Below are 12,153 nucleotides of genomic sequence, written 5' to 3' on the forward strand. Positions count from 1 at the left end.
GCTATAAAATCAGCTGAGATTTACAGCATTTCAATGATTGATTTAAGCAAAGTGTTTGCCAAGTTTTAGGGTTGGCTAACCAGTTTTCAGGCAAAATGGTACTCAATGAAAAAAGACGCTGTAACCGATAACAAACGAGAGCAGTAACGATCGATCCGAGCCCAATTCACATCTCATTTGACGATAGTAGTTATAACGTGTACACCCTGTACACGCCACAGTAGGGTGAGATCGGAGTCTATAAATACTCACACAGATACGCAGTAGCGACCGATACTTGGAGATCAAAAGAGGAGTCTCCTACGACGTCAAACGACTCTCCTTGCGAATAAGTCGTCCAAACCTCATCGCCTGCACGTTTAACCGTCAAGCTGCCTTTCACTACCGTCATACATTCTGGTACAGCTGTTTCAAAAGTGTACTCACCAGGGGCCATCACACCTACACTTGATTTATCGCCTTGCTGCTCAAAACCTAACGACTGAACATTTCCTTCAAAATAGCAGTTTGCTTGAATCATGTTTCCTCCATGAAAATTGCGCGTTGTTTTCGTTATCTAGTTGTTGTTTTTATCGGATTGATTCGGCCCAATCAAGTCCTGAACGGTTTTACATGCTAGGCGATGCATTTACAAAGTGATATAAAAACAGTGGGTTGCCGTATAAACATCCAAAAGCTAGGAGAATGCTCGATGTCTAAGGAAGAATCCAAGATCCCTACCAACAGAATATCTCGTTTTGGTCAGATAGCTTCACTGGCAACAAAGGTTGGTTCCAATGTCATTGCCGAGGGAACAAAACAATGGTTGAAAGGCAATAAACTTACCAAACAGGATCTGCTGCTGACACCCAAAAACATTAAGCATTTAGCCGATCAACTTGCTCACCTTCGAGGTGCCGCAATGAAAGTAGGCCAAATGTTGTCAATGGATGCTGGTGATATTCTGTCACCCGAATTGGCTGATATTCTAGCTCGTCTGCGTTCAGACGCGAATCCCATGTTGGCAAAACAACTCGGTCAAGTCATGACTGACGGCTTAGGTAGCGATTGGAAATCTCGATTTCTCTCTTTCAATTTTAAACCTATAGCGAGTGCCTCCATCGGACAAGTTCACTTTGCACATACAGACTCAGGCGAGCCGCTGGCTGTCAAAGTTCAGTACCCAGGCATTAAACAAAGCATTGATAGCGATGTCGATAATGTCGCCACACTGCTCAACGTGGTTGGCCTAATACCCAAAAATGTCGATATAGGTGGCCTATTAACCCAAGCAAAGGCCCAGTTGCACGACGAAGCCAATTATACTCGGGAGGCAACGCTGCTCGAAACGTATCGACATCATCTCGCCGATGATTGCCGTTTTGTTGTCCCTAGGGTTTACCAAGACATCAGCTCCGAAACCATACTGGCGATGTCGTACCTTGAGGGTCAGCCTATCGAGACACTCTCTGAACACAGTCAAACCACTCGCGACGAAGTCATGACCGCATTGCTGTCTCTCTTGTTTCGTGAGCTGTTTGAGTTCAAGCTTGTTCAGACCGACCCCAATTTCGCTAACTACTTGTATCTCTCTGAGAGCAAGCAAATTGCCTTACTGGACTTTGGGGCAACCAGAACATACAGCAACGTCATCAGCGAGGGATACCGTCACGCCTTTAAAGCCGTGATCCAAGGAGACAATCAAGCGCTGGACTCCGCACTGGCACAAATTGGCTTCTTTAGCCAAGACATCAAAACTGAACAAAAAAATGCCATTCTGAACTTAGTCACACAGGCTTGCGAGCCAATGTTATACGAGGGTGATTACGATTTTGGCAATAGTGATTTGTCAATGCGATTGAGGGAAGCTGGAACCGTGTTAAGCATGGAAGAAAACTACTGGCATACCCCTCCAGCAGACGCACTGTTTCTCCATCGTAAGATTGGCGGGCTATACTTACTAGCGGCAAGATTGAATACGAGAGTGAATGTTAAGGCACTGGTGAAACCTTACATTGACTCAAATTGACCGTGCATTTTTTGGACTGAAGATCAAATTTATCATTGATAATGAAGATCAATAACCAAACTCTTACACCATAGCGGACGAAATAAAGGTAAACTTTAGTATTGGTTTCGCTGATCAGAGCAGTTTAATGTGGCGTTAAATAAAACGACCAATGCACCAAAGTTGAGAAAGCGCTCTTACATGCAAAAAGAAGCTTTTCTAAAACTGTCCTTCGCAACGCTATTCGTGACATTGGCGGTCGCTTTCGCGGCCCTTCTTTTCTTCAGCTATAACGATTACGTTCACCCTAAAAATGTCTATGGACGCTGGATAGAAATAGGTACGCCCGGATACAATACTGAGGTTCTTACCTTTAACGAAAGAGGCGTCTATCGAAATGACCGTCTGATCACGACCACTTTCGATTTTGATGGCAAGGTCATCACTGTAACCACTGGCGGGGGTATTTCGATTTACCAAATCGCTGGTACGTTTAAATCACCGCAACTTCGCCGCTTGGAGCCTAACAGTCCAACTCAGCGCTTTATCAAAGCAGGTTACGAAGACACCGTAGATATGGGGGGTGGCGGCTCCGCCAAAAATCGTCGAGCCGCGTTGTCTGAACACTTCAGTAGCAAAAAATAAACAGGCATTACTCGATTAACGACTTCGTAGTCATCTAGTCGTGAAGACAAATCAAGCTTATACGACAATGTCGGTAGTTTGCATGCCGACAAGCTCTTATACTTATCTCCACAATTTCAACAGTAAGACCCAATAAATGAATGAGTTAGTTGCTTTACTGCCACAGAACCTTGTCACTGCCCTGCAAAGCTGGGATACCAACGTTCTGTTCATCACTGCCGCAAGTTTGGTTGCTTGGATCGCGTGGCGCATTATCTACGGCCGGCTAGAGATTCTCGTCAACAAAACCCAGTTCTACTGGGATGATCTGACTTTACACGCCCTCAAAACACCCATCAGTACATTGATTTGGTGTTGGCCCGCGACCATTTCGCTCGGGTTCATCTTACAAGACTACATGGGCTCTAAGCAGAACTGGCTGGGTACGCTAAAACTTCTGCTAGTGATCGCGATCTTTGTCTGGATCACTATGCGACTGATTAACAACGTGGAAGAGTATGTTTTAAAGCAGAAATCTCGTGATGAAACCACCGTTCAGGCCATCGCTAAAGTCTCAAGATTATTCTTTATCATCATAGGTGTTCTGACCATCATGCAGGCCTTTGGTCTCAGTCTGTCAGGCTTACTCACCTTTGGTGGTGTTGGTGGCTTGGTTGTCGGTTTAGCTGCCAAAGACCTTCTCTCCAACTTCTTTGGCGGTATGATGATTTACTTCGACCGCCCGTTTAAAGTCGGAGACTGGATCCGTTCTCCAGATCGCCAGATAGAAGGCACAGTAGAACGCATCGGGTGGCGAATGACGATTATCCGTACGTTTGACAAACGTCCGTTATATGTCCCTAACTCCGTCTTTAGTAGCATAGTCGTTGAAAACCCATCACGAATGCTAAACCGAAGAATTAAAGAGACCATTGGCGTTCGCTACGATGATGGCGAAAAGGTTGCTCAAATCGTAAAAGAGATTAAAGCAATGTTGAGAAATCACCCAGATATTGACACAAAACAGACTCTTATCGTCAATTTCAATGCATTTGGCCCATCATCACTGCAAATGCTGGTGTATACCTTTACCAAAACTGTTAACTGGATTCGCTACCATGAAGTCAAAGAAGATGTTCTATTAAAAATAATGTCTATCATCCACCAGCATGACGCTGACATCGCCTACCCGACTCAAACTCTCAAGTTTGAGCCACCAATTGCAGGCGAAGATTCACACACTGATGTTTAACCTATGACTTGATAACCTAAGTTATACAAATCACTGTGGTCACCATTTACTAGAGACGAATCATGACTATGACGGTAACCGAGCAGATCAATGCTTCATTGGGTATTGAGGACATTTATATTTCTATTCGAATTAATGATAGCAAGACTAGTGATGTCATATCGAATATGCCGGATAAATATAAAGAAATTTATTACTCTAAGGAATATCAACATATAGACGATACCTTTGACTATGCAGAGGTTGAACAGACAAAGGTTCGCTTCCCTAATTTCCTTGGTGATTATTATTCAAAGTATATTGCGAAAATGGAATCACACGGCTTTTACAATTTATTTTGTTTTTCTTTTGTATCTGACAGTAAGCTTATTTCCTGTATTGTTACAGTTCCTTGGAAGCCTGTTGACAATCAAAAGCATTTTGAACAGTTTCGAGAGGTAACTCTCAATGGCATACAAAGTATATTAGAAGATTTCAAAAAGATTAAAGTGGTTAAAAAGATAGACCTAGATAGACACTAAGATATCCAACCCAAGCTTATTGCTTTCACGGCGGCGTCAATCGTCTTGTTAGCAATAAGTTTTTCTCTTACATTCTTTAGGTTACTATGAACTGTTGATAGCTTGTATCCTGTTAGCTTTGATATTTCCTCTGCACTCAGTCCATCTTTAGCCAACGACAAGCATGCTAACTCACCATAGTTCGGCTTTTGAATCTGTTTGTCGCTAAAAAGTGTCTTTTGAACCGCCATTGGGTTCAAAACCATGCCTGAAAATTTTATATCATCGTTGGTTAATGATAAATCTGACATATATTTATTAATCATTTCCTTCGAAAAACCAATTACTTTATCATCAATAGCATTGCGATACATAAAGGTATCTCTTTGACTAAAGCTGCCCACCACATAGGATATTTTCACAGACCCGAGTGTAGACGCTCTTGCATACAAATTATTAATACCAAACTTATCATTAATTACATCATTAAAAGCAGTTTCTTTGGCATTTCTTGTTTCTCTACACATGAAAAGGCCGTGATGATTATTGTTAATCATTGGATCTAAATCTGACCAACCTTCATTGCGATAACTCTCTTTGACGTAGTAAGGTAAATTTGACATCACTGAAACACTTGAACGAGTTTCAATATATAAGCTAAACAGGTCGATATTGACCGTTCTCTTCAAATACTCAAAATCCGATTTTATATCTGAGTCTCTTTTAATTGAGAGGTCATTATTTGAACTCGATAACATTTTCTCAATCCACTTACTGTTTACGTCACTAGTTATCTAAATCAACCCTAATTATAGGGTAACCATTAAGCCATTATTTTTGTATTGTTATTGGACAGCAGCTCTCGTAAGGCGTTGTATTTAAGCCAATTAGTATTCTCGTTAAAGATGACGGCTACCCCTCACATAGTGAGGGGTATTTTTTCATCATGATTGAACTATGGGCTCCCTTTCGATGGGATCGTTAGCATGCTCTGCGTACCAATAAAGCCAGATCATTGAGATACATACGATAAAGCAGAAGCCAAACAACCAATTAGCGCCTAACCATTCGATCATCACACCGCCAAGTAAAGGCCCAAAAGCAAAACCTAATGTATACAGGGCGGTTGCACCAAAATACGAGCCACGTAAATGTGATGGCGCAAGGCGGTCAATTTGAACGTTGATGGTTGGAAAGGTCACCACTTCTCCTAAACTGATGATAAAACTAGCGACAGCCCAACCCATAGCGACATCTTTTGGTGACACAATGAAAGCCAATTGCCCGATCGCTATCAGAATCATCCCTATACGAGTACGTGTAAAAAGAGGTAGTTTCTCCATCAGTTTAAGCAAAGGAAACTGAAACAGAACAATCGTTGCTGTATTGATAAACAGCAACATAGCGATCAAAGTAGCCGAATCCTCAATGCCACTTCTCACTATCACTTGAGGTACTGACGATTCTAGCTGTGCGTATACAAACATCAACATCAGATTCGCTACCATCAGCAACACAAAGATTCTATCCTGACCGATCACTTTAAGGGTTTGACGAAAGTTAGGTAACTGAGAACGATCCGGTTGTTTAAATTTACCTTTTCTTTCAATACCGAATAGAATCCAAAAACAGTAAACTAGATGAGTAAAACCCGTCACCATAAACAGGTTTTGAGGGTTGGATAGTGCTAAAGTAACTCCGGCAAGCGGCCCTATCGCACCACCAATATTGAGTAAGAAATAACGCGCATTGAGCGCAAGTTCTCTGTCTTTTAAATCATCCAGAGAATCCCCTAATACCGCTTTAGCAGGTCCATCAATCAGCGGCTGCATTAGACCTGTGAACAGAAGCAAAATGTAGAAATGCCAAACGTCACTGGCTAACGCAATGCCATTGTATGCAAAAAAAGCAATGATACAGCCAATCGACATCAACCACTTTCGACCAAACTTATCTGAAAGATACCCTGAATAGAGGCCAGTAATCGAACCTACTAAAGCTGAAGCCGCAAGCATTGAGCCTACTTCGATTGCGGACGTCCCATAATCCCGATAAAGGAAAACAATCAAAAATGGCCAAGCCATAAAGTAACTGGTTCTCGCGATAAGTACACCAATCAGGACCGTCCATACAGAAAAGTTGAAACGCTTAACTCTTTGCCATTGAAATAGACTCTGTTCTTTGTCCATTGGCTCACTCCTTAACTGATCAGCTTCTTGCATATGCGTTCGATCGAGTATATGAATTTTCAGCCAAAAAGACAGTGTTAGTTATACAATGAATAAAAAAGCCCATAATCAGTGGGCTCTCATTTAAATAGCGCTAAAATTTAGATAGTTATAGCGTGTTATTTTGCAAACTAAAGCCCCTTTTAGCGACCTTTTCTTCAAAGTTTTTCCACCAGAATGATGTACTGATGTCGTAATTAAGCTCTAATGTTTCTCCAACCATGGGAGTGACTAAATTTTCGCCTTGACCACTCGCTTCTTCGATAAGATCCGTCATAGGTTCATCCCACTTGTGAGCAAACAATTCAAAAGTAGACCAATGCACTGGGAAGAGCTTCGCCGCTCCTAAATCAATAAAGGCTTGCATCGTATGACGAGCTTGCATGTGACCCCAGTTCTCAACTGGGAAACCGCGGCCATTCTTCACATTCGCCGCAACTTCAATAAATGCCATGTCAAAAGGCCCCAGTCTGTCACCTATTTCTTTAAAGTGTGAATCATAAGCAGAATCTCCACTGTAAAAAAGCGCTCCAGATTGCCCCTTAATAGACCAAGAAGCCCAAAGCGTGCTATTTGAATCAAAGCCGGTTCTCCCGGAGTTATGATTAGCAGGAGTTGCAGTTAATATCACACCATTGATAGATGTCGATTCCCACCAATCAAGTTCTTTAATTTTATCCGGGCTCACTCCCCAGCGTTCAAGGTGCCTACCGACTGCGAGTGGCACCATAAACACCACCTCTTTATCGGCATAATAGCGGATAGTCGATTCTTCCAAATGATCGTAGTGATCATGAGAGATAACGATGGCATCTGGAAGAGGCAATTCATTACGCTCGATCGGCGCTTTGACGTTGCGAGAAAATAGTTTCTTCGCAATCCAAGGTGAAGCATATTCAAACACAGGATCAATCAGAATTCGTGTACGATCGATATCAATGAAAAGACTTGAATGGCCTAGCCAGGTCACCCGTATTTCTTCGCTACGTCGAGCCAACTTCTCAGTATCAATAGGCGCATGAGGCAAACTAGAACTGGGCTTTAATGATTTTCTTTCAAAGAAAAACTTCCACATCACCGCAGACATACTTTCGGGGCTTGGCACGTTAGGCATTCGAACTATGGCCTTACCATCCTGAAACTGTTTTGAGTTTACAATGCGTTCAGCTCTTAAGTTTTCGCTTTGTTGCAACTCAACGTCACTCTTTGCTTTAAGAAGTTGACTGAACCCCATAACACCGAGTGCTGAAATTACCGATGCTTTGATCATATTGCTCATTTTCATGACCTACTGGCTACCCAAGAAAGTAAACGATGGTGTATACTTTAGTCACTGCAGCATTAAAAGTAAACACTATCGTTTACTTTAAGTACTTTGAGATACGTGCATGATTAAACGAAGCGATATAAAACAAGAAGATATCATCAGATCCGCCATTGAAGTTTTTTCTCAAAAAGGCTTTGAGCAAGCCAGTATGGAAGGTATTTCCAAACACGCGGGAGTTTCCAAACGCACGTTATACAAATACTACCCAAACAAGGATGCGCTATTTGAAGTCATTGTAGGAAAGCTAATGTGTCGCTTTGATGAACAATGTGAGCTTAAATTTGAACCTTCTGTTTCAGTTATAGAGCAGCTCGTTGATATCACAGTCAATAAAATGTGTTACATCAACACAGAAGATTTCCAAATGACTGCGCGCTTGGTTATGGCCGAGTGCATTCGTTGTTCTCATACGTCACAACTGTTGATGAAGCAGTTTGCAGCTATCGAAGATTCCTACGGTTTGAATCAATGGGCTCAAGAAGGAATTGATGCCGGTGTGCTTGAAATCGACGATATACCGATGGCCATCGAGCAATTTATAGGCAGCATCAAGGCGATCGTATTTTGGCCACAATTGTTAGGTCACCAACCACCGGCAAGTAGCGAACAACTAAAATCCACTGTTGAATATGCTGCTCACACCTTTGTGGCCAGACATCAAAAATAATAGCTTTCCTTCAGACAAGGGCACTCACAAGAGCTCTTGTCTACCTAACCTCTTGTCAGACTCATGTCAGCCACCTCAAAGCCAATTCACAAGAATAAAATAAAGTAAATAGCAAAAACTGAGCGTTCTTATATATAAGAAACCCAAAACCAACAACTGTTTCTATTTTGAGAAAACCAGATAAATAGAAAATATAAATGAGATAAATCTATTCAATAGTACAAAGAGTACGCGCTCAAACAAACAATCCAATCACTATCTAAGTCGCTATTTATTAAGAATAATTTAGAAATTTTCTTGTTCACAGAAAATACGCCACCAGTCTTAATATTGAGCCACCTTATATCATTGCAACCTATATAAAGATGTTATAAAAATGCGCCTTGCTATTTTCAAATAAAACCTTACGGAAATTACATGTATTTCAGGAGCTCACAATGAGTGAACGAGGAAGGATACGTATTACCAATTATCACGGTAAAATCTTTTATCGTTTGATTGACTGTTTGGTAATATTAGGTGCGTTGTATATTGCGATAAAAGCTAACGCCCATACTGTTACCTTAGGTTACGTCTCTGCGGGATTGATGGGGGTCATCATCTACTCTTTCATCGCTGAAAGCTTAGATATATACAGCCACTGGCGTACCGCAAAACTTCGTTCACTTGCGCTTTACACTTCGTTCTGTTGGTTCTCGACCGTTGGCGGGCTTACGTTACTCAGTTATTTTTCAAAAACGGGTCCAGACTTCTCAAGACTGATCATAGGGTGTTGGATCGTTTCCACTTTTGCCGCCTTACTTATATGGCGGGCTTTTGCGTTTACGGCCCTTTATTATCTTCATCAACGCGGTGTGCATACAAAGAAAGCAGCCATCATTGGCTTAACTCCTCAAGGTTTAGAATTATCGAAAAACTTGAATAGCCATCCAGAGTTGGGGATACAACTCACTGGTTTTTATGATGATAGAGAACCGAAAAGACTGTCCAGCGACCTACCTATATTGGGCACAATTAAAGATGCAATCGCGTTGGCCAAAAACGGTGAAGTGCAAAACATCTATATCGCGTTACCTATGCAGGCACAAAAGCGTATTTCAGATATCTTAGAAGCCTTTTCGGACAGCACTGTTAATACCTACGTTGTACCAGACTTTTTTACCTTTAACTTGCTTCATTCTCGCTGGTATACCATTGGTGATGTAAACGCTTTCAGCATATTCGACACGCCATTTAATGGTTTATCTACCTGGCTTAAGCGTTTAGAAGACCTTGTTCTAAGCAGCCTGATACTCATCTTGATAAGCCCGATACTTCTTGCTGTTGCTATCGGAGTTAAAATCTCTTCTCCAGGACCGATTGTATTCAAACAGCTCAGATATGGCTTGGATGGCAAGCCAATCAAAGTGTGGAAGTTTCGCAGTATGAAGGTGATGGACAACGGTGAAAAAGTTGCTCAAGCCACAAAGAATGACCCTAGAGTGACCAAATTTGGTGCCTTTATACGTCGAACATCACTGGATGAATTGCCACAGTTTATTAATGTACTCCAAGGCCGAATGTCTATCGTTGGGCCGCGCCCTCACGCAGTGGCGCACAACGAAGAATACCGAACAATTGTTAACCGTTACATGTTACGTCACAAGGTAAAACCTGGCATCACAGGCTGGGCTCAGGTTAACGGTTGGCGTGGTGAAACTAATACCATCGACAAGATGGAAAAGCGTGTCCAATTCGATCTCGACTATATCCACAGATGGTCACTATGGTTCGACCTTAAGATCGTTTTCCTCACTGTTTTCAAAGGTTTTGTTGGCAAAAACGCCTATTAAGTCATGGACATGATTTTATTATGAATAGATTCAACACATTCATCTCATCCACTAGCTCAGTGCTGACGCTTGTGGTTGCTTATTCAGCTCATGCGGCCCCAACACCAGTGCCGATTGAAACCGAATCAGGCATCGCAATCGTACCTTATCTGAACCTCTACAGCGGCCATAACAACAACGTCGCTAAAGAAGAGTTCAACGAAACCAGCTCTTGGTTTGCAGTCTATGAACCTGGCGTGGGCTTTGAACTGGAAAATGGCAAGCAAAAACACAACTTAGGCTATCGCATTCAACGCGGTGAATTCTTCAGCTCTCAACGTGACAACTATACCGATCATTTTCTTGATCTTACGAGTTATTGGGAAGTCAATTCAAGAAATGCACTCGACCTACGCTATAGCGTTACCAAAACGCACGAAAATCGTGGTGATAATGACACGACGACCAACCTCGACTACAACAAATATGTCTCAAACTCTTTCAATATTGGCTATCGCTATGGCAGCACTGAAGCAAAAGGCCAAATTGAGACCAATTTGGGCTGGGGTGATTTGTCGTACAAAAATAACCGAGACGTCACTCGCTATCAGGATTGGGATGAAGGTCGATTCAGCACCGCATTCTTCTACAAGGCGTTGCCAAAAACTGCTTTATTAGCTCAATACGCCGTCAATGACCGAAGCTACAACGAAGTCGCATTGGGCTCTAGCGAGCGTGATAGCCTGCACCATTTCATTTATCTAGGTACATCATGGGATGCGACAGGTAAACTTCGTGGGAGCGTTAAACTGGGCTATCAGAACAAGGATTTTGACGCGCCGCAACGAGAGAGTTTTAACTCATTCTCTTGGGATATTGACGTTGCTTATATGTTGAGAAGCTATTCAGCTGTGGAGTTTAAAACCAGTCGTAAATCGACAGACCCGAATGGCTTGGGCGGTGCGATAGACAACTCCATTTACAATGCAAATTGGTCACATAACTGGTCACAAATTATCTCTACCCACGCAGAACTTTCCTATCTGTCTGAGGACTATACCGACAGCGTGCGAAAAGACGACACGTCGAAAGCCAGTGTTTACCTCGATTATGACTTTCGCCGCTGGCTAACATTCAAAGGCGGTGTGTCTTACGAATCACGTGACTCAAATCTGACCAACTTTAGCTATAACCAATCCGTGTATTATTTCTCGGTCGAAGGTGTGATGTAAGCTCATGAAGTGTCTATTTTCAATTCTTCTGCTGTGCCTTTCATTTCAAGTTATCGCTAATGATGATCTGTATCATCTTGGTGTTGGCGATCTGATCAAAGTTCAGGTTTATGATGAACCTGAACTGTCACTCGAAACTCGCGTTAGCGACAGCGGTTCAATGGATTATCCTTTCTTAGGCAGTATTGCACTCAAGGGCCGTACGCTTCGAGAGGTAAAGGAATCGATCCATGATGGTTTACTGGATGGCTATTTAGTCAATCCAAATGTTTATGTCAGTGTGGTTGAGTATCGTCCTTACTTTATCAATGGTGAAGTCATGACTTCAGGCGGCTATCCATTTCATCCCGGGCTAACAGTCAATCAAGCGATTACCATAGCTGGAGGCTTTACTGAGCGCGCTTCAAAAACCAAAATTTTTGTTTCGTCCAGCGATAAGCCTAACGAAAAACCAGCCCGTGTTTCCCTACTTCATCGAATCCAACCAGGTGACATCATCACCGTGGAAGAAAGCTTCTTTTAATT

12 protein-coding genes are annotated in these 12,153 nt (G+C 42.3%); 8 read left to right on the forward strand and 4 right to left on the reverse strand.

The genetic code is table 11. From position 1 onward, the window contains the following. Positions 1 to 238: 238 nt before the first annotated feature. Positions 239 to 520 (reverse strand): pyrimidine/purine nucleoside phosphorylase, encoded by a 282-nt coding sequence (ppnP, locus tag TW84_RS11160; protein WP_045975713.1) that lies wholly within the window; start codon positions 518 to 520, stop codon positions 239 to 241. 171 nt (positions 521 to 691) lie between these two features. On the opposite strand from ppnP, the gene TW84_RS11165 reads away from it, so the two are divergent. The 4 genes from TW84_RS11165 (at position 692) to TW84_RS11180 (ending at position 4,384) form a co-directional block, all read left to right on the forward strand. After that, the gene (locus TW84_RS11165) at positions 692 to 2,008 is read left to right on the forward strand and encodes an ABC1 kinase family protein (protein ID WP_045975714.1); all 1,317 of its coding nucleotides are present in this window, start codon (positions 692 to 694) and stop codon (positions 2,006 to 2,008) included. Positions 2,009 to 2,188: 180 nt separating this feature from the next. Continuing rightward, positions 2,189 to 2,632, forward strand: coding sequence for a DUF2850 domain-containing protein (locus TW84_RS11170; RefSeq protein WP_045975715.1), 444 nt, complete (start codon positions 2,189 to 2,191; stop codon positions 2,630 to 2,632). A 136-nt stretch (positions 2,633 to 2,768) separates the two neighbouring features. Continuing rightward, the gene (locus TW84_RS11175) at positions 2,769 to 3,863 is read left to right on the forward strand and encodes a mechanosensitive ion channel family protein (protein ID WP_045975716.1); all 1,095 of its coding nucleotides are present in this window, start codon (positions 2,769 to 2,771) and stop codon (positions 3,861 to 3,863) included. A gap of 62 nt (positions 3,864 to 3,925) precedes the next feature. After that, entirely contained in the window at positions 3,926 to 4,384 is a 459-nt protein-coding gene (locus TW84_RS11180) for a hypothetical protein (protein ID WP_045975717.1), read from the forward strand. Here the strand turns inward: TW84_RS11180 and TW84_RS11185 are convergent. From TW84_RS11185 to TW84_RS11195, 3 genes are all read right to left on the reverse strand, one after another. Further along, a complete protein-coding gene (locus TW84_RS11185; protein WP_045975718.1) occupies positions 4,381 to 5,121 on the reverse strand; it encodes a helix-turn-helix transcriptional regulator in 741 nt (246 codons plus the stop codon). The genes TW84_RS11180 and TW84_RS11185 overlap by 4 nt on opposite strands. 186 nt (positions 5,122 to 5,307) lie before the next feature. Then, positions 5,308 to 6,552 (reverse strand): MDR family MFS transporter, encoded by a 1,245-nt coding sequence (locus TW84_RS11190; RefSeq protein WP_045975719.1) that lies wholly within the window; start codon positions 6,550 to 6,552, stop codon positions 5,308 to 5,310. A 148-nt stretch (positions 6,553 to 6,700) separates the two neighbouring features. After that, positions 6,701 to 7,870, reverse strand: a complete 1,170-nt coding sequence (locus tag TW84_RS11195) for an MBL fold metallo-hydrolase (protein WP_045975720.1) — start codon at positions 7,868 to 7,870, stop codon at positions 6,701 to 6,703. A gap of 109 nt (positions 7,871 to 7,979) precedes the next feature. Between TW84_RS11195 and TW84_RS11200 the strand changes: the two genes are divergently transcribed. From TW84_RS11200 to vpsN, 4 genes are all read left to right on the forward strand, one after another. Continuing rightward, a complete protein-coding gene (locus TW84_RS11200) occupies positions 7,980 to 8,585 on the forward strand; it encodes a TetR/AcrR family transcriptional regulator (protein WP_045975721.1) in 606 nt (201 codons plus the stop codon). 437 nt (positions 8,586 to 9,022) lie between these two features. Continuing rightward, a complete protein-coding gene (gene vpsL, locus TW84_RS11205) occupies positions 9,023 to 10,417 on the forward strand; it encodes an exopolysaccharide biosynthesis glycosyltransferase VpsL (protein WP_045975722.1) in 1,395 nt (464 codons plus the stop codon). 20 nt (positions 10,418 to 10,437) lie between these two features. After that, a complete protein-coding gene (locus TW84_RS11210; protein ID WP_045975723.1) occupies positions 10,438 to 11,628 on the forward strand; it encodes an outer membrane beta-barrel protein in 1,191 nt (396 codons plus the stop codon). A 4-nt stretch (positions 11,629 to 11,632) separates the two neighbouring features. Beyond that, a complete protein-coding gene (gene vpsN / locus TW84_RS11215; protein ID WP_045975724.1) occupies positions 11,633 to 12,151 on the forward strand; it encodes an exopolysaccharide export protein VpsN in 519 nt (172 codons plus the stop codon). Positions 12,152 to 12,153 lie beyond the last annotated feature (2 nt).

The sequence above is a fragment of the Vibrio neptunius genome (assembly GCF_000967495.1).
Taxonomy (GTDB): Bacteria; Pseudomonadota; Gammaproteobacteria; order Enterobacterales; family Vibrionaceae; genus Vibrio; species Vibrio neptunius.

Bases quoted from the DNA above. Each gene is read 5' to 3' on its own strand.
- vpsN (WP_045975724.1), top strand. From the start codon at position 11,633: ATGAAGTGTCTATTTTCAATTCTTCTGCTGTGCCTTTCATTTCAAGTT.
- TW84_RS11175 (WP_045975716.1), top strand. From the start codon at position 2,769: ATGAATGAGTTAGTTGCTTTACTGCCACAGAACCTTGTCACTGCCCTG.
- TW84_RS11180 (WP_045975717.1), top strand. From the start codon at position 3,926: ATGACTATGACGGTAACCGAGCAGATCAATGCTTCATTGGGTATTGAG.
- TW84_RS11195 (WP_045975720.1), bottom strand. From the start codon at position 7,870: ATGAGCAATATGATCAAAGCATCGGTAATTTCAGCACTCGGTGTTATG.
- TW84_RS11170 (WP_045975715.1), top strand. From the start codon at position 2,189: ATGCAAAAAGAAGCTTTTCTAAAACTGTCCTTCGCAACGCTATTCGTG.
- ppnP (WP_045975713.1), bottom strand. From the start codon at position 520: ATGATTCAAGCAAACTGCTATTTTGAAGGAAATGTTCAGTCGTTAGGT.
- TW84_RS11165 (WP_045975714.1), top strand. From the start codon at position 692: ATGTCTAAGGAAGAATCCAAGATCCCTACCAACAGAATATCTCGTTTT.
- vpsL (WP_045975722.1), top strand. From the start codon at position 9,023: ATGAGTGAACGAGGAAGGATACGTATTACCAATTATCACGGTAAAATC.
- TW84_RS11200 (WP_045975721.1), top strand. From the start codon at position 7,980: ATGATTAAACGAAGCGATATAAAACAAGAAGATATCATCAGATCCGCC.
- TW84_RS11185 (WP_045975718.1), bottom strand. From the start codon at position 5,121: ATGTTATCGAGTTCAAATAATGACCTCTCAATTAAAAGAGACTCAGAT.
- TW84_RS11210 (WP_045975723.1), top strand. From the start codon at position 10,438: ATGAATAGATTCAACACATTCATCTCATCCACTAGCTCAGTGCTGACG.
- TW84_RS11190 (WP_045975719.1), bottom strand. From the start codon at position 6,552: ATGGACAAAGAACAGAGTCTATTTCAATGGCAAAGAGTTAAGCGTTTC.